We start from the raw sequence: 17736 nt of genomic DNA, 5'->3' as shown, positions 1-17736 counted from the left end.
TTTTGTAATAGGTCCTTTAATTCTCTTTGTTCCTTTACTGATAGGGAAATTTTGTAACTCATAGTTTTTCAACAAAGTTACAAAATCGGAATTATTTAGACAATATAGTATAGTATAATGTTTTATTGTTTTGCTTTACGATTAACCTATAAATATTTTTATTGTTTTGAAAGTAACTGAGCGTATCTAATGGTTGCTGGGCAAAACTTTTTACAAGAACAGCACAAACAAAAAAGAGTGAAATAATTTTTTTCATTGCACATCGGATTGGTGCATGCAGGCAATATCCTGCATCAATTAAAGTTTGATGTACTGCAAATGTACAGGCAAGAAGTCTTATTAGATATATCACACGCAACCTTAACCTGCATAGCATGTTCAGCCGTTACATTGTTCACTTGTTCTGTAAGCAGATTACGTGTAAGTTGCCAGCGGTGAATAGTAAGCAATGCAGGGGCACGCTCACGGCTGCCCCTTTTTAAATACGACAATTCATGCTTTCATAAAATCATTTGCGTGCAAAGCTATAGTGGGTATATGGCCGTTAAAAATGAAATTGCCGGATTGGGATTTATGAAAGAGGTTTTGCTTTCCCGGGATAACTATCAGCATATCTATATCGTGCGCCCTGTTAAGGGAAGATATGGCTGTTAAAATATCATCATTTTGCGTGCAATAGAATTTGAAGCTGATGTTTGGCAGCAGTTGCTCAAATAATTCAGATACGGAGTTATCATTTGCGGCCTGCCATTGTTTGCTCACATGAAATATCTCCAGTTCCGCACTAAAGCTTTTAACAATCGTTTCTATTTCGTGCGCCGGCATTGCGTCCAGGTTTTTCAGGTCGGAAGCAAGCGCTATTTTATTTACAGGTTTATACTGCGCTGTTGCCGGCACTACTATTACGGGGAAGTGCAGATGGCGGGATGCATACCCGGTTGTGCTGCCTTCAAAAAAACGTTCAAATGCACTGTGGCTGTTTGTGGCCATTACAACGGCAAAAGGTTTTTTGTGGTTGCACAGCTCTGTTAGTTCCTTTTCTAAATGGCCGGAAACAATGGCCGCTTCAATATCAATATTGTTGTTTGTTTCAAGGCATAACGCATCCAGCAGTTCCTGCAGCCTGGGTTTTGCGCCGGTAGCTTCGGTCATGTCAACAACTTCAGAAAATTCTGTTATTGCCACGGGCAATTCCACCACATGCACCAATAAAAGGCGGGCATGAACAGCCTCCGCCATTTTGGCTGCATAAAAACATGCATTTCGGGAAGCGGGGGAAAAATCGGTAGGTGTAATTATCAGTTGCATATTCCCTGTTTTTGATGAGGCGTAAATGTAACAGGTAAGACAGGGTTTGCAGATGATGCAGGTCAAATGTGAAAGTGATACCGATCAGCGAAAAGCGAGTTTAATAGTTCACGCGTTCCAATGTTCACAAGTTGATTCAGGCAAATAAGTATAACTCGTGAACTTGTGAACCCGTAAACATTTAAACTTCTACATCTTCACTTCGCAGGGATAACCAAACAGGCAACGGCTTTTGATCATTGCCGCCACTTCATCGGGCACAAATTCTTCCCATCCCGGTGTGCCGGCTTTTATCAGTTCGAGCACTTTATCGGTTTGAATGTTCAGGTTGTTTTTGTTATAATCGGGAATGTCTTCAATCTTATTGTTGGCAATAAGGTAACGGTAGAGATCAATTAAATGCGGCGCTAGTTGAAACTGACCGGAAGTTTGTATAATGCCATCCCGGATCGTTGGGTAAATAAACAATTTTACATTGCGGCTGAAAAGGGTGGCAAACGATTCCAGTATGCCGCCGGGAAGACTGGTATAATGTTCTTCGGAAAAAATATATTCCAGGTTAGGATAACCCAGCACCACGCCTATTTTTAATTTGGTGATGGAAGACAGATAGGCCACCAGCTTATAGTATTCATGAAAATTGGAGATCATTACCGTTTGGCCAAGCGAGCATAGGATATCAACGCGGTCGAGGAAATCCTTTTCATCTATATCGGCATCCAGTTCATTTGAGTTGCGTTCCTTCAAAGCCTGTAAAGTAAGCTCTGTAAGCACTGCCACATTACCCGGGTCAACATCGGGCTCCTCCAAAAACTGTTTCATGCCGGTTTCAAGCATATCAATATGCACATTAATCACCGGGCGGAAACGGCCACGCACTACCATGATATTTTTTTTATATAATACCTCGCTGGGCTGCTGGTTCTTGCCGTCGGGGCCAAAAACGGCAGCATCAGAAAAGGCAAGCTTTACCAGGTGCAGGCTCATCAGCCTGTTATCCACATTGGTGAAACCGGGACCTTCAAAACGGATCATATCAATCTGGATACGGTCTTTCGACAGGTCATCCCTTAATGAAAGCAGAAACAGGGTTGGGTTTTGATAATACCGGAAACATGCATAGATAAGGTTTACACCCAGTATGCCCACCGCCTGCTGCTGCAGGTTGTTATCGTTATCCAGCAGTTTTACGTGCAATACCACATCATTATAGGCGCCGCCGGGCTCTAACTGAAAACGGACGCCCATCCAGCCATGGCCGGTATTTGTTTTATAATAATTAAGCGCGGCAATAGTATTGGCATAAGCAAAAAAAGTAGAAGAGAGGCCGCGTTGTTTCTGGAGGCGTTCTATCAGCAGCCCATATTCCTTGTCCAGCATTTTAATAAGCCTGCTCTCGCTTACATAGCGTTTCTTTGGTTCGGCCCCATAAATTTCATCAGAAAAAATCATATCATAAGCCGACATGGTTTTGGCTATGGTGCCGGATGAGGCGCCTGCCTTAAAAAAGTTGGCCGCCACATCCTGCCCGGCGCCTATTTCGGCAAAAGTGCCGTATATCTTAGGATCGAGGTTTATTTCGAGCGCTTTCTGCTTGGTTCCTATGTTGCTGCTTTGGGGCGGTGTCATGCAATGAATGCTTTATAGTAATCGGCAAAGTTATGTGTGAAAGATACACAATTATTATGTGGAAAAAACTGCCCGGTTGTAGAAGGGGTGCGTTTCAAATTTTCGTTTTACCCCTTGTCCTCTAAAAGGGGATATCAGCAGGACAGTTCCCCCTTTAGGGAATGGAAGTCAGGCAACCAGGCTGCGAAAATTTGAAATACACCCTGATAGAATTAAACAGCAAGATAATTCAAGCATTCAAACAGCAATCCTGGAGAGGGTTCCATACAAATTGTTTTAAAGGAAACCGAGATAGTTTCAGGTTGGAACCACTTTTTTATTCCATGGTGTATTTGTCAAGCTGCTTTAAAAATTGGGTGAAAAAAATAAATAGTAATACCTTTTTAAATTTTATTACTTATGTATATTTGTAGCAATAAGTTATAACATGGAAACATCTGTATTAACCATAAAAGGGCAGTTATTAATCCCAAAACGTATCCGGAATAAATACGGAATACAATCAGGCGTTAAAATAATTTTTGAAGAGACAGATAACGGAGTAATTATTCGCCCCATGAACGAAAACTATTTTAAATCTTTTAAAGGAATACTGAAATCAACAGGCAGCCTGAAAGAAGAAATGCATCAAATGAAAGCGGAGGAAAAGAGGGAAGAAAGGAAACTGAGAGTGCCGGCTAAAACTAAAAAACTAAAATAGCCATGGCGCATTATGTATTAGACAGTTATGCTTTACTTGCTTATTTCAGAAATGAAAAAGGGGGCGAAAAAGTTGAGCAGTTATTGAACGAAGCTGCCGCTGACAAGCATGAATTATATCTGACCTGTATTAATGCGGGTGAAGTTTATTATATGTCTTCAAGAAAAGACGGTGCCGCTAAAGCAGAATTAGTTTGGAAGGCTATGCGCCAGTTTCCTGTTCGTATAATTGATGCAGATTTGGAATTTACATTTATTGCTGCAAAACTTAAAGCGAAATATTCTGTTTCCTATGCCGATGCCTTTGCGGCTGCATTAACTATTAAAAGAAAAGCTACATTAATAACTGGCGATGATGAGTTTGATGTGTTGAATGGCGAAAGGGATTTTAAGGTAAAGTATCTGTAAGATTAATTGCAGGTAAGTAAAAAGAAAAGCCAGGAAGTCTGAAAGAATAAGATTCCCGTTTTCACGGGAATGATTGCAAGTGGTTGTTTTTTTATTTGCAAGGTCAATGCTCAACTGCTAAAAAAATATGCACTGCAAGAGCTACATAAAGGCGAATGAACGGATGTGCTGAATATCATTCGTTCTTGATTTTCTGGTATTTTTTTATCAAGAAAAAAGTACAGAAAAAATTGTTACCTGAGAAACAAAAAGTAAAGAATATACCCTAAAACAGCGTTGTATAAACCGAATACCTATAATTATCCGCCACTTCACTCGCCTTGAAGGGAATGTCTTCATTAAACAATTCAGCCAGCTTGCTTTCAAGCCCCGCAAGGAATGCGGGTTTTAATTCGGCCAGGTAAGGGCCTTCCAGGTCTTTTCTGTTGGATGAAAAAACAATGCCGTTTTCCTTCATGCTGCGCACCACATATAATACCGGCTGCACATACCGGCTGCCGGATTTTTTTTCGTATGCATCTGCATAGATCATGGTTTGTATCAGCGCCTTGTTAATGTATTTATCGTTGGTATCAAACAGCTTGTCTATGGCATGAAAGGCCAGCTCATCTTTACCGGTTTTATAATCCACAATTCTTGTGGCGCCATTCTTTATATCAATACGGTCAACAATGCCAAATATTTTAATGCTTTGCTGCTGTCCTTTTAACTGAAAAGGTATTTCCGCATTTATTTTTTCCTCCAGTGCTATAATGGTAAACGGCGCCTCTTCCTCATCGCGGCCGGCAATAATATTGATATATGCTTCCACTATGGCCAGCACCACCTGCTGCATGCCTGAAAATTCATACGTATCTGCATGCGGCGTATTACGCACTTTGGCAAAAGCTCTTTTAATAAGCGCCTCTTTTTGCTTAAGGCGATCCTGTATCCATTCTTTCGTGACTTCCTTCCCTAACATCGGGCGATAAAAATCTTCCATCGCGGCATGCAGCATGGAGCCTATTTCATTCGCTTCCACTACGGGTGTTACTTCTTTGGGCTCTTTAATGTTCGCCACATAACGGAAAAAGAAGTCAATCGGGTTGGCGATATATGTGGTAATGGCGGAAGGCGACAAAGTTTTTTCTTTGGTAAGATAGCGCTGCAAACGTTCTTTCACCACCGGGTTCTTTTTATCAATCTCTATCGTTTGTTTTTCCTGCGTTTGCACCGGTAAATCCAGTTCAAAATATTTGAAACTGAAACCGCTTTCGTATTCCAGCTGCTTTAAAAAACGGCTGGGCTCACCATTGTTGGTCTCATCCGTTAAGCAATTATATACGATGGAAATATGTTCGGCCCGCTGCAATAAACGATATACCATATACGCCGAAACAGCATCCAGGTTTTCCAGCACCGGCAGGCCATACACCCTTCGCAAACTATCAGGAATAAAACTGCTGCCGATGGATGTTTTGGGAATAATGCCTTCGTTAAAACCAAGGAACACCAGTTTATTAAAGTTAAGGCTGCGTGTTTCCAGCAAACCCATTAGCTGAATGCCCTGCAATGGGTCGCCGCTGAGCGGAACACGGATGCTTTGCAATGCTTTTTGCACAAGTGCTGTTACAAAAGGCAGCTCTTCATTTTCAAGATAATCTTTTATGTTATCGTTAAGCCGGTTGAGCTCATGAATAGTTGTTACAAACAATTCTGCATCTATGTTTTTTAGTTGCCGCTGGCGGGAGAGATTGTTCAGCACATCATTCAATACACCCGATAACGCTGTTATCAGTTGTTTCGGCTGTTCTGCCTGCGTGAAGAATTTGTTCAGCATGCCGCCCTGCCTTATTAAACGGCTTTGTTCTACCTGCACAATGTTTTCTTCAATCAAAGCCTTCCTGATCTTGCTTTTCATTTTTTCGCTCACGCCGGTAAGGGGGTGCGTGAGAAAAGATTCCAGGTGCTGGAAAGAAATATGGGTTGATGATGGCTTTATTGTATGCCTGTTATTGAACATTTCCAACTGGCAGCTCAGCCACAGGTCGGCCAGCCCGAACACGGTTGAGATGCCCAGTGGAAAACCCATGGTTACATTCAGGGTTACAGGCTTTCCCTGTATGCCGGAAGGGATTGTTTGCAGCGCCGGTATCAGCAGCGCCTCATCAGCCAGCACTACTGCCACCGCATCTGCTTCTGTTTGCTGTGCATAATCAGCATCCAGAATATGGTTAAGTATTTTGGCCTGGGCAGCCTGTCCCTGCACTTTATATACATCTGCTGTATGCGGCGCCGCCCGCATCAAATCAACCGGCGCCGCCAATTCGTTTTTCAGGTGCAACTGGTTAATATTCCTGCGCAGGAAATAGCCTGCTTCCTGCTGGCCGTCATTCAAATAATAACTATCAGCATCAAAATAAAACAAAGCTTTGCCGGCATCCTGCAGTTTAATGAACAGTTGCGCTTCGGCGCGGGTAAGCGCATTAAAACCAATAAAGATGATACTGCCTTTTTCAAACTTTTTAAGGAAATGCATTTCATCAGTTCCCATGCCCGCCAGCTTCCGGTAAGCGCCGCCATGCGTGATATATTTTTTCTCTGCCAGCGCTGCATGAAAACGATGATATAAGGCAGGCATGCGGCGCCACATCTGTATAAATAATTCCTGCTGTTTTTTATGCCGGCCTTCAGAATACGACTGCCAGAACTGCGAGAGGAATGCATATTGTTCCGGCGTGAGATAATCAAATTCAAGGTTGATGGTGGAAATATCTTCCAGTTCTTTATACAGTTTATCTGCGTCCACCAGGTCGTTGTCTATCTGGTTAAAATCATTGAGCACAACTTTTGCCAGGCCAAAGAACTGGCTGCTTTTTAATGGCGGCAAACCTTCTTCGGCCAGCAATTGGTTATAAATGCCAAGCAGTGAAAAGAACTGCATATAAAAATCGGCGGGCTTTTCTTCCACGGCTTCATTAAAAAATTCCTGGATGGTGAATATGGAAGGGCTGAAGAAAGGTTTTTGAATAGTGTCGGCCAGATACTTCTGCAAATACACGGCCGGCCGTTTGTTGTTGAACACGATGGCGCAATGCTGAATGCGTAAGCCAAACTTTTTAACCAGGTCTTCCGCCACTATTTTTAAAAAAGGCTTCATGCTGTACTATCTTCTTGGGTATTTATTGAAGCAGCTGTTTCAGGAATGCCGCTATTGCTGTGCTGCTTAAAACTTTATCAGGCTTCATTTGCTCCAGCGCCTGTTGCGGCATAAAATCCACTTCCGCCGATGCCGGGTCGTGTACAATGGTGAAACCGCCTGCCTGTTTTATTTTATGGATGCCGGCGGCGCCGTCTGCATTGGCGCCGGATAATAATATGGCAATAACGGTTTCGCCAAAAACTTCGGCCGCCGATTCAAAACTTACATCAATGCTCGGGCGGCAATGATTAACTTTCTCTGATGAGTCGAGCGAGAACTGGCTTTTGTTCTCAAATAATACATGATAGTTGGCAGGCGCTATATAAATGCAGCCGGGCAAAATACGCTCTTTATCTTCTATTTCCTTTACTGCAAAATGTGTTCTTGCCGACAGCAGGCTGGCCAGTATGGATTTAGCGTCGTTCTTGCGGTGCACAATTATCAGCGCAGCAATCTTTTGGTGCACAGGCAATACTTCTGCTATCTTTAAAACGGCTTCAAGGCTGCCGGCTGAACCGCCAACCACAATGAGTTGATATTTTGTTATTCTACCTTGCGCCATATTTTTTCTTTCTCTACCTGAACAAATTTGCTGGCTACAGGCGAAAAGCGTACATTTTCTTTTGAGCCAAGAATAAGAAAACCGAGTTTTTCCAGGCTGTCATCAAAAAGCTTCAAAACCTTATCCTGCAATATTTTATCAAAATAAATAAGCACGTTGCGGCAAAATATTACCTGGAATTCATTAAACGACCTGTCTGATACCAGATTGTGTGTGGCCGTTATCATCTTTTTTTTAAGCAGGTGGTTAAACTTGGCAAAGCCATACTGCGCTGTATAAAAAGAAGAAAAATCTTTTTTGCCGCCGGAAAGCACATAATTCTCAGAATACTGCTGCATACGGTTTAGCGGGAAAATACCTCTCTGTATATTCTCAATTACGGACGGGTTTAAATCTGTTGCATAAATTAAAGACTTATGCAGCAGGCCGGCTTCTTCCAGCAATATGGCCATGGAATATACTTCTTCACCTGTTGCGCAACCGGCATGCCATATTCGTATAAAAGGATGCGTGGCCAGCACCGGCAACACTTTTTCGCGGATAATTTTAAACATAAAAGGGTCGCGGAACATTTCGGTAACATTTACCGTAATTTCTTCAACCAGGTGTGTAAGGTAATCTGCGTCATTTTTTACACGGTAAATCAATTCTGCAAAGCTTGGAATGCGGTCAATGGTAATAAGGCGGTTGATGCGCCTGCGCAGCGAGGCTCTTGCATAATTTGTAAAATCGTAACCATAACGCCATACCAGTTCATTTATTAATAATTCAACTTCGGCTTCCTTCACTGTTATAGCTTCCACGCAAATTATTTAAGGCATTCATCTAAAATTTCTATCAGCAGGTCAACATCCACCGGTTTCGGCATGTAATCATCGGCGCCGGCTTCCAGGCATTTTTCACGGTCGCCTGCCATAGCCTGCGCCGTAACGGCAACAACAGGAATATTTTTATAGTCCCTTGTTGATTTTAATACAGGTATGGCATCATAACCATCCATGCCCGGCATCATCATATCCAAAAGAATAATGCCAGTTTTATTTGCCTGTTTTTCGAGTATGGCAAATGCCTCTACCATATTGTTGGCTATGGCAACGGCATAACCTTTTGCTTTAAGCACGGCAGAAAGCGCAAAGGTGTTGCGCAGGTCATCGTCTATTATTAAAACCTGTTTCAAGCTGTACTGTTTTTTTCACAAATTAAATGTATGCGAAGTTGATAGAATGTTTTTGTAAATGAATTTATTCTTCCTTGGTACGTTATGCAGGATGTGCTGTACAATTTATTGCAAAGAAAACCTGCCAAACAGCCCGTGAACAAGTGAACCCGTAAACCTTTGAACTTGTGAACTTTAAGTAAACTATACTGATTAACTATGGCAACCCTTATCTTTATTCGCTTATTATAATAAACTATGCCGTTTATCATACTGCTTGCGGGAATTATTTTGCTGATAATTCTTATAACTTCCGCCAGGCTTAATGCTTTTCTTGCCTTTCTTATCGTTTCCATACTGATGGGCATGGCCAACGGAATGCCTGTGCCGGATATAGTAACGGCCATGGAAAAAGGCATTGGCGGCATACTGGGCTCTCTCAGCATTATACTTTGCATGGGCGCCATGCTTGGCAAGCTGATTGCGGAAAGCGGCGCTGCCCAAAAGATTACCACAGAGCTGGTATATATGTTTGGCAAAAAATACCTGCTGTGGGCCATGGTGCTAACGGCATTCATTGTAGGCCTTCCATTATTTTTTGATGTAAGTTTTGTACTGATGGTGCCGCTTATTATCACCCTCTCAAAGCGGTATAATATTCCCGTGGTATATATTGGCTTGCCGGTGGTGGCTGCTTTATCTGTAACGCATGGTTATTTACCACCGCACCCTGCGCCAACAGCATTGGTAAAACAATTTAATGCCGATTTGGGATTGACAATGTTTTATGGCGTGCTGGTTGCCATACCGGCTGTAATAATTGCGGGGCCGTTATTTGCGACCCGGTTAAAAAAATATGCCGGTCAGCCGCCAGGCACATTTGCATCAAAAGACCTGCCTGAAGGCCAGCTTCCCTCTTTTGCAAACAGCTTGTTTGCCACATTTCTGCCCGTATTATTAATTGCCACAGCTACGGTTTGCGAGCAGTTTGTTCAGGAGCAAAACATCATTACAAAATTTTTTATTAGCGTTGGCGCCCCCCCAATTGCCATGGTTATATCTGTATTGTATGCATTATATAGCCTTGGTTTAAGAAAAAACAAACCGATGGGAGTGCTTATGAGCCATATTACAGACTCAATAAAAGATATTGCGGCTATACTGCTGATACTGGCAGGCGCAGGGGCGATGAAAGAAATTCTTACCGAAACGGGCATCAATACGCAAATAGCCGGCCTGCTTGAAAATTTTCATGTGCATCCTTTGCTGGCGGCCTGGACGATAAGCGCGGTTATTCGCATTGCATTAGGCTCTGCCACTATTGCCGGACTAACTACGGCCGGCATAATTGCGCCCATTATTGCAACAAGCGGCGTTGATCCTAACCTGATGGTGCTGGCAACAGGCGCCGGCAGTTTGATATTCGGTCATGTAAATGATGGTGGCTTTTGGTTGTTTAAGGAATATTTTAATCTGAGCCTGAAAGATACCCTCAAAACATGGAGCGTGATGGAAACGGTTGTTTCTGTTGTGGGATTGATCGGTGTGTTTATATTAAACGCATTTTTGCATTGATGAATAGAAAGCTGTGAGCCATGAGCTGTGAGCAAAGAAGCTGGTGTAAATCGTACATTGTAAATCAAAAATTGTAAATACAAATGACTCCTGATGAACGTTTTGAACAACTGAAATTACAACTGCCGCCTGCGCCGCTTCCACTTGGCGTGTATAAACCGTTTTTAATTATTGGCAACCTTGTATATGTATCCGGGCATGGGCCCTTGCTGCCGGATAAAACTTTAATTAAAGGCCGGGTAGGCGACACCCTGAATGAAGAGGAAGGCAAGCAGGCCGCACAGCAGGTGGGCCTCGCCATTCTGGCTACACTTAAACAGAATCTTGGTTCGTTCAACCATATTAAAAGGGTTATAAAAGTGTTTGGCATGGTGGCCGCCACGCCCGGTTTCGAAAAGCATCCATATATCATTAATGGCTGCAGCGAATTGTTTGCCAGCGTGTGGGGCAGCGATAATGGCGTGGGTGTGCGCAGCGCCGTTGGCATGGGCTCTTTACCAGGCAATATACCCGTTGAGATTGAAGCCGTGTTTGAGCTGGAGAACGCACAGTTTGCCGTGTATCCTGTATAAATAAATGCTTTTATTTTCCTCAAAATAAAGCTGCGGCTGCATTGGTGAACTAACAGTTGTTTAGTTAGTATTCCTATAAATATCTTTAAAAAAGAGTTATTTATAGTAATTTAGCTGCCCTTTAAAGAGCAGGCTTTACCGAATAAGATCGGAGAACGTACAAGCGAGTGACCCCGAATCAGGTTCGGGACAGGCACAATAAACGATGCCATTGCTACTACAGCCGGCTACATAAAAATAAACATCGAAAAAATGCAAGCAACAGAAGTAAGTATGAAAGAGGTTACACAGGCGGTGTGGAATAAAAGGCCGCTGGTTATTTCAGGCCCGTGCAGCGCCGAAACAGAAGAACAGGTGGTTGAAACAGCCGTTCGTTTACACAAAACAGGAAAAGTAGATATGCTGCGTGCCGGTATATGGAAACCGCGCACACGCCCCGGCAGTTTTGAAGGCGTTGGCACCAAAGGTTTGCCCTGGATGCAGAAGGCCAAACAACTTACCGGTTTGCCCATAACAGTGGAAGTGGCAACCGGCAAACAGGTGGAAGATGCTTTGCATTTTGGTGTTGATGTTTTATGGATAGGCGCCCGCACCACCGTTAATCCCTTCAGCGTACAGGAAGTGGCCGATGCTTTGCGTGGCGTTGATGTGCCGGTATTAATAAAGAACCCCATCAATCCTGATCTTGAATTGTGGATTGGTGCGGTTGAGCGCGTGGCAAAAGCCGGCATTAAACAAATTGGCCTCATACATCGCGGCTTTAGCTCTTATGGCAATTCGGAATACCGCAATGCGCCTATGTGGCACCTGGCAATTGAAATGAAACGCCGCAACCCCGGCATGATGCTGATAAACGATCCTTCGCATATTTGCGGCCGCAGGGATATTTTGCAGGAGGTTGCCCAGGAGGCAATTGACCTTGATTATGATGGTTTGATCATCGAAAGCCATATTACGCCAGACCAGGCCTGGAGCGATGCCAAGCAACAAATTACGCCGGAAGCGCTCGGTGATATGCTAAGTGCAATCAGTTGGAGAAAAGAAGATGTGGCCAGTGAAGAATATCATGCAGCAATGGAAAAAATGCGCCAGCAGATAAATCATTTAGATGATGAGTTGTTGCAGATACTCAGTCAGCGCATGAAAGTATCTGAAAAAATCGGCCGGTATAAAAAAGATAATAATATCACGATACTTCAAACCAATCGCTGGAATGCGGTTTTGGAAAGGGCCTACATCAAAGGAGAAAAGCTTGGCTTAAGCAAAGAATTTATTACCAAATATTTTGACGCAATACACATGGAAAGTATAGCGCATCAGAATAAGATAATGAATGATTAAGCCCCATTCCTGAAGGGGAGTTTTGTAAACCTGAAAAGGAGTTTGCGTATTCGCAAACTTTGCTTCTTTGCGTGAAATGAACATTAAAAAGGTAAACTTCAATACATCTTCCACTACATTTTATTTTGCCGCGGGCATTTCTTACTTGAAAGAGTTTGTTGATGTGCAACATGCAGTAATGCTTGTTGACGAAACTGTTTTTACCCACCATGCAAAAAGGTTTAAAGACTGGAAGACGATTGTTTTAAAATCAGGAGAAAAATATAAGCAACAGCCGGCGGTTGATGCCGTTATTAAGCAACTGATAGCTTTTGGCGCAGACCGCAAAACAACATTGATAGGCGTGGGCGGTGGTGTTACTACAGATATGACCGGCTATATTGCGGGCATTTATATGCGTGGCATTCAGTTTGGTTTTGTTCCCACAACTATTCTTGCTATGGTTGATGCCTCCATTGGCGGCAAGAACGGCATTGATGTAGGCGTGTATAAGAATATGGTTGGCACCATTATCCAGCCATCCTTTATTTTGCATGACCTTGTTTTCCTGAATACACTTCCTGAAATGGAATGGCAGAACGGTTTTGCCGAGATCATTAAACATGCCTGCATAAAAGATGCGGCCATGTTCAAAGACCTGGAAGCATACAGCCTGAAGAAATACCGGTCGAAGAAAACCTTGTTGTGCGATTTGATTCAGCGCAACGCTTTATTAAAAACGAAGGTGGTTATTAAAGATGAATTTGAAACGGGCGACAGGAAGCTGCTGAATTTCGGGCATACATTTGGTCATGCTATTGAAAACACGTATAAACTATCGCATGGTTATGCAGTGGCTGTTGGCATGGTGATGGCCTGCATGATATCTGAAGCCTGCCAGGGGTTTAAAGATACCAATCGTGTTGTGGAACTGATAAAGAAATATGGTTTGCCGGTGCATCAATCCTACAAGGCAAAAAAAGTGATTGATGTGATGAAGGCCGATAAGAAGAAAGTGAAAGATGTGATTAATTACGTGCTGCTGCAGAAAATTGGAAAAGCGGTTGTGCAGCCGATTAGCATTGATGAAGTGGAAGGCATAATAACGCAGTTGGAAAAGGTTTAGAATGAGCGGTGGTTTTTGTAAATTTGATTTATGAAAGCGGCAAAAACTTACAAAAAGAAACAAGTTGATTTAGTGAAGGAGAAAAAGAATTCTTCCATAACTGTCGAAGCTAATAGTAAAAAAATAACATTTAATATTGTGGCTGATAAGGAAATCAATGCCCGCCGTAATAAAGCTTACAAGTTTCTTATTTAGCATCCGGCATGTTTGATACGTCCTATAATTTCAAACTTATACAAATAAATCCTCAGCAGGAAAAAGGCGATTTTCTTACAGAATATATTTTTGATTTCAAGGCCGTAAAAAGAAGATATATATTTTATATTTATTGCAGAAGAATACAGGTACAAAATATTCGTGGTAAAATTTTATCCTTCACATAGAAAAAATGATGACTTGCGGTTTAACCTGGTTTTAAACGATTTTAATTTTCAGCCAATTTTAAGAACCAGCATCAATATCATACTTTGGCTTCTTGAAAAAGAACCACTGGCATCTTTTGGTTACCTGGCTTCTCTCACTGTAACAAAAAAGTATAAAGAATCTAAAGCAGTCACGCAGCGATACAGGATTTATGAGTACCTGATGGATGTTTTTATTCTAACAAAAAAGTTTAAAAGGATAATAAACAAAAGTAACAGTGCCTTATTGCTTGTTAATAAACTTATCGCAATATTGACGATTTTGCCGTAAACGCAATAAAGATGTTTATTTATAACTATCCGGATTTAGAAATAGCAGAATAAAATGAAAGCAATCATAAAAGGTTTGGGATTTAATAACCCCCCTTTAGGGGATGGGGGTGTTCACGCCCCCGCTTCCAAAAGCTCCATGCAGCGGGCCTGTGCGGCAGCATTGGTAAGAAAAGGCGAAAGCATTATCCGCAACCCCGGCAAAAGCAATGATGATATTGCAGGATTGAACGTGATAAAGGCTTTAGGGGCAACGGTAAATGAAAATGATGATGGCAGCCTGCAAATAATCAGCAACGGCGTTAAACCCGTTTCATCTGTTGTGAATAATGGGGAAGCAGGTTTGGGCATTCGCATGTTCACGCCAATAGTTGCTTTAAGCAACGATGAAATGCTGATAAATGGCGAAGGCAGTTTGCTTACACGCCCGATGGATTTTTTTGATGAAGTAATGCCGCAGCTCGGCGTTGAAATTGCATCAAATAAGGGTAAGCTCCCCATAAAAATACAAGGCCCATTACAGCCAAAAGACATTACAATTGACGGCTCATTAAGCTCGCAGTTTCTTACAGGTTTATTGCTGGCATATTCCGCATTGGATGCAAAGAATGTAACCATCAGCGTCACCAATCTTAAAAGCAGGCCATATATTGACCTTACTTTAAGCGTAATGGAATCTTTCTTATTAAAAGTGCCCGAAAACCGCAACTACGAAGCCTTTTATTTTGAGGAAACGCCCGATACGGAACACAGCGATTTTGTTGATTATACTGTAGAAGGCGACTGGAGCGGCGGCGCATTTTTATTGGTGTTTGGCGCTGTTGCCGGCAATATAAAAGTGGCCGGTTTAAACATTGCTTCAACGCAGGCAGATAAAAAAATACTCGAAGCATTGGAAAGTTCGGGGGCTCAGGTAATAATTCGGGAGAAGGAGATTGAAGTTTCTTCCTCCCCCCTAGGGGCCGGGGGTGTCGCTTTTGAGTTGGATGCCACAGATTGTCCGGACCTCTTTCCTCCGCTGGCTGCATTAGCTGCCTGTTGCAAAGGCATAACAAAAATTACCGGCGTTCATCGCCTGGCGCATAAAGAAAGCAACCGTGCCTTAACTATACAGGAAGAGTTGGGTAAAATGAATATAAAAGTTGTATTGAAGGATAATGTTATGGAGATTGAAGGAACCACCGCCATCAAAGCCGCAACGGTTCATTCGCACCACGATCACCGCATTGCCATGATGTGCGCTTTGCTGGCATTAAAAGCTGATGGCGAAACAACTATTGAAGTGGCAGAAGCTATTAATAAATCATATCCTGATTTTTATAATCATTTACAGCACCTCGGCGCTTCTGTAAATTTTGAGTAATTTCATCGTATAATTTTTCAAGATGCATCCAGGTTATGAAGAAGCTAAACTGATTATTGAAGCAGGAAAGATTGCCGGCGCAAAAGCTATTGAAGAAAACTTTGCCCTTGATTTGCCTGTTGTGGTTGCTGAAGGCGATTGTATTGTTGAATTCAACAAAAAAGGGCAAAAAAAAATCATTAAAAAAATCGTGAATGGCCGCAAAGCGGAACAAAGCTAAAAGGATAAGGATTATTGCAGGCCCCAATGGTTCAGGCAAAACAACATTATATTACCTGCTAAAAGATTTGCTGTTTACAGGTGTTTGGATTAATGCCGATGAAATTCTCTCCACGATTAATAAAACTGGCATTCTTGACTTTCAACAAATTGGTTTTATACCTGATGCAAAAAGCTTTAAAAAATTCGTCAAACTTTCAAGCTCAAAAAAGTTTATTGATGATTTTAAAATTGCTGATGAAATAAATAAAATTCAAATCAATACTTACACGTTAACTTTTCCAGGGAAAAAAATATCGAATGAATGCGTGGCTTTGCTCACAGCATTTTTCCGCTACTGGCTTATCCATAATAATCATGCGTTTACTACTGAAACAGTAATGTCGCATGCAAGCAAGATTGACCTTGTGAAAACAGCGCGTAAGAAAGGATATAAAACATACTTATACTTCATCGCAACTATCGATCCCCAGATTAATAAGATGCGAATAGCAACAAGGGTAAAAAAAGGCGGGCATTTTGTTCCTGAAAAAAAGTTGGCTGCAAGGTTTACGAGAAGTGTGGATTTGCTTAAAAACAATCTTTCTTTGTTTGACAGGATATTTGTGCTGGATAACTCCGGGGCATCAATGAGATTAATTGTTTCATTTGCGCAGGGCAAACTTGAAAAAATATACGACAACAATATACCACTTTGGATAAAAAGCATTTTAGATAAAGAAAAATTATGAACGCATTTGGCCGCATATTCCGGGTAAGCATTTTTGGTGAATCGCATGGTGAAAGTGTTGGTGTAAACATTGACGGCATTCCTGCCGGCCTGTCATTAGCCGTAGAAGATTTTTTAGAAGATATTGAACGCCGCAAAGGCGGTATGCAAAAAGGCACTACGCCAAGGCAGGAAAGCGATCTGCCCATTTTTAAAAGCGGCATCTTCAACAATAAAACTACAGGCGCACCGCTCACCATTCTTTTTGAAAACAACAATACCCGTTCCGGCGATTATGCAAAACAGCGTGCCGTGCCACGCCCCGGCCACGCCGATTTTGTAGCGCACAAAAAGTTTGGCGGTTTTGAAGATTACCGTGGCGGCGGCCATTTCAGCGGCAGGCTAACGGTGTGTTTGGTGGCGGTTGGTGTTGTGGCAAAGAAGTTGTTGGCCCACGTTCCCCTCTCCTTTGGAGAGGGGTTAGGGGTGAGGTCGCAGATTCTTGAAATCGGCGGTGAAACCGACCTCGAAAGCGGCCTTCAAAAAGCCATTGCCGCCAAGGATTCCATTGGCGGCATCGTAGAATGCCGTGTAAGCAATTTGCCGCTCGGGCTCGGTGAGCCATTTTTTGACAGCGCAGAAAGTTTATTAGCGCATGCGGTATTCGCCATTCCTGCCGTAAAGGGTATTGAGTTTGGCGCCGGCTTCGCCGCCGCAAAAATGTTTGGCGTTGAGCACAACGATGCCATCATAGATGCAGGCGGTAAAACAAAAACCAATTATGCCGGCGGCATTGTGGGCGGCATCACCAATGGCAATGAGCTTGTATTCCGCATCGCCATCAAGCCCACATCATCCACGCCAAAAGAGCAGCAAACGCTTAACTGGGAAACCAACGAAATAGAAAGTTTCTCCGTAAAAGGCCGCCACGACCTCTGCATTGCCCTGCGCGTTCCCGTGGTGCTCGAAGCCATCACCGCCATGGTGCTCGCAGATTTACTGCTGCTCGAACAACGCATTCCCCGCATCCTTTCTTAGCTTTTCCGTAGGTTTGCAGCCCATTGTAAAAAATGCTTTTTTACAATGGTTGTTTTTATTAGTTCTCGAAAAACCACCGCCTTTGGCGGTGGTTATGTACTCGTGGCTATGCCGTATGTTTAAATTTGCTGCATGAGCAAGTATAAGAAGCAATCTCATGTAGTGTATAAGTGCGATTA

17 protein-coding genes are annotated in these 17736 nt (G+C 42.6%); 11 read left to right on the top strand and 6 right to left on the bottom strand.

Translation table 11 applies throughout. The features are described from left to right. Positions 1-492: 492 nt before the first annotated feature. Both QM629_RS08580 and QM629_RS08575 read right to left on the bottom strand, forming a co-directional pair. Complete coding sequence (locus QM629_RS08580; RefSeq protein ID WP_415159181.1) at positions 493-1308, bottom strand: universal stress protein; 816 nt, start codon at positions 1306-1308, stop codon at positions 493-495. 189 nt (positions 1309-1497) lie between these two features. After that, the gene (locus QM629_RS08575; RefSeq protein ID WP_415159179.1) at positions 1498-2937 is read right to left on the bottom strand and encodes a hypothetical protein; all 1440 of its coding nucleotides are present in this window, start codon (positions 2935-2937) and stop codon (positions 1498-1500) included. A 427-nt stretch (positions 2938-3364) separates the two neighbouring features. Here QM629_RS08575 and QM629_RS08570 point away from each other — a divergent pair, with 427 nt between their 5' ends. Together QM629_RS08570 and QM629_RS08565 are read left to right on the top strand one after the other, a co-directional pair. Beyond that, complete coding sequence (locus QM629_RS08570) at positions 3365-3637, top strand: AbrB/MazE/SpoVT family DNA-binding domain-containing protein (protein ID WP_415159177.1); 273 nt, start codon at positions 3365-3367, stop codon at positions 3635-3637. 2 nt (positions 3638-3639) lie between these two features. After that, positions 3640-4044 carry a type II toxin-antitoxin system VapC family toxin gene (locus QM629_RS08565; RefSeq protein ID WP_415159175.1) on the top strand — a complete coding sequence of 135 codons (405 nt, stop codon included), beginning with the start codon at positions 3640-3642 and terminating at the stop codon, positions 4042-4044. 265 nt (positions 4045-4309) lie between these two features. Here QM629_RS08565 and QM629_RS08560 read toward each other — a convergent pair whose 3' ends face one another. From QM629_RS08560 to QM629_RS08545, 4 genes are read right to left on the bottom strand one after another with little or no spacing between them, the layout of a single operon-like run. Beyond that, positions 4310-7183 carry a PD-(D/E)XK nuclease family protein gene (locus QM629_RS08560; RefSeq protein WP_415159173.1) on the bottom strand — a complete coding sequence of 958 codons (2874 nt, stop codon included), beginning with the start codon at positions 7181-7183 and terminating at the stop codon, positions 4310-4312. Positions 7184-7205: 22 nt separating this feature from the next. Next, positions 7206-7787 (bottom strand): chemotaxis protein CheB, encoded by a 582-nt coding sequence (locus tag QM629_RS08555; protein ID WP_415159171.1) that lies wholly within the window; start codon positions 7785-7787, stop codon positions 7206-7208. Beyond that, positions 7769-8590: a CheR family methyltransferase gene (locus tag QM629_RS08550; protein ID WP_415159169.1), complete on the bottom strand. Its 822-nt coding sequence runs from the start codon at positions 8588-8590 to the stop codon at positions 7769-7771. The genes QM629_RS08555 and QM629_RS08550 overlap by 19 nt, the downstream gene beginning before the upstream one ends. Before the next feature lie 5 nt (positions 8591-8595). Beyond that, positions 8596-8964: a response regulator gene (locus tag QM629_RS08545; protein ID WP_415159167.1), complete on the bottom strand. Its 369-nt coding sequence runs from the start codon at positions 8962-8964 to the stop codon at positions 8596-8598. Between the two features lie 237 nt (positions 8965-9201). Here QM629_RS08545 and QM629_RS08540 point away from each other — a divergent pair, with 237 nt between their 5' ends. The 9 genes from QM629_RS08540 to QM629_RS08500 all read left to right on the top strand — a co-directional run bounded on the left by QM629_RS08540 (position 9202) and on the right by QM629_RS08500 (position 17557). After that, positions 9202-10518, top strand: coding sequence for a gluconate:H+ symporter (locus QM629_RS08540; protein WP_415159165.1), 1317 nt, complete (start codon positions 9202-9204; stop codon positions 10516-10518). An 83-nt stretch (positions 10519-10601) separates the two neighbouring features. After that, on the top strand, positions 10602-11090 hold the full coding sequence (locus QM629_RS08535) for a RidA family protein (RefSeq protein WP_415159163.1): 489 nt from the start codon (positions 10602-10604) through the stop codon (positions 11088-11090). 252 nt (positions 11091-11342) lie between these two features. Next, positions 11343-12431, top strand: a complete 1089-nt coding sequence (locus QM629_RS08530; RefSeq protein WP_415159161.1) for a chorismate mutase — start codon at positions 11343-11345, stop codon at positions 12429-12431. A 76-nt stretch (positions 12432-12507) separates the two neighbouring features. After that, positions 12508-13536: a 3-dehydroquinate synthase gene (aroB, locus tag QM629_RS08525; RefSeq protein ID WP_415159183.1), complete on the top strand. Its 1029-nt coding sequence runs from the start codon at positions 12508-12510 to the stop codon at positions 13534-13536. Between the two features lie 30 nt (positions 13537-13566). Next, a complete protein-coding gene (locus QM629_RS08520; RefSeq protein WP_415159159.1) occupies positions 13567-13731 on the top strand; it encodes a hypothetical protein in 165 nt (54 codons plus the stop codon). Between the two features lie 552 nt (positions 13732-14283). After that, positions 14284-15591 (top strand): 3-phosphoshikimate 1-carboxyvinyltransferase, encoded by a 1308-nt coding sequence (gene aroA / locus QM629_RS08515; protein ID WP_415159157.1) that lies wholly within the window; start codon positions 14284-14286, stop codon positions 15589-15591. Positions 15592-15613: 22 nt separating this feature from the next. Further along, positions 15614-15811, top strand: a complete 198-nt coding sequence (locus QM629_RS08510; protein ID WP_415159155.1) for a hypothetical protein — start codon at positions 15614-15616, stop codon at positions 15809-15811. After that, entirely contained in the window at positions 15786-16541 is a 756-nt protein-coding gene (locus tag QM629_RS08505; protein WP_415159153.1) for a zeta toxin family protein, read from the top strand. The genes QM629_RS08510 and QM629_RS08505 overlap by 26 nt, the downstream gene beginning before the upstream one ends. Then, the gene (locus QM629_RS08500; RefSeq protein WP_415159151.1) at positions 16538-17557 is read left to right on the top strand and encodes a chorismate synthase; all 1020 of its coding nucleotides are present in this window, start codon (positions 16538-16540) and stop codon (positions 17555-17557) included. The genes QM629_RS08505 and QM629_RS08500 overlap by 4 nt, the downstream gene beginning before the upstream one ends. Positions 17558-17736: the final 179 nt, after the last annotated feature.

Origin of the sequence: Parafilimonas sp. (assembly GCF_047606085.1) — a bacterium.
GTDB lineage: Bacteria > Bacteroidota > Bacteroidia > Chitinophagales > Chitinophagaceae > Parafilimonas.
This window is presented reverse-complemented; position numbering and strand designations above follow the sequence as displayed.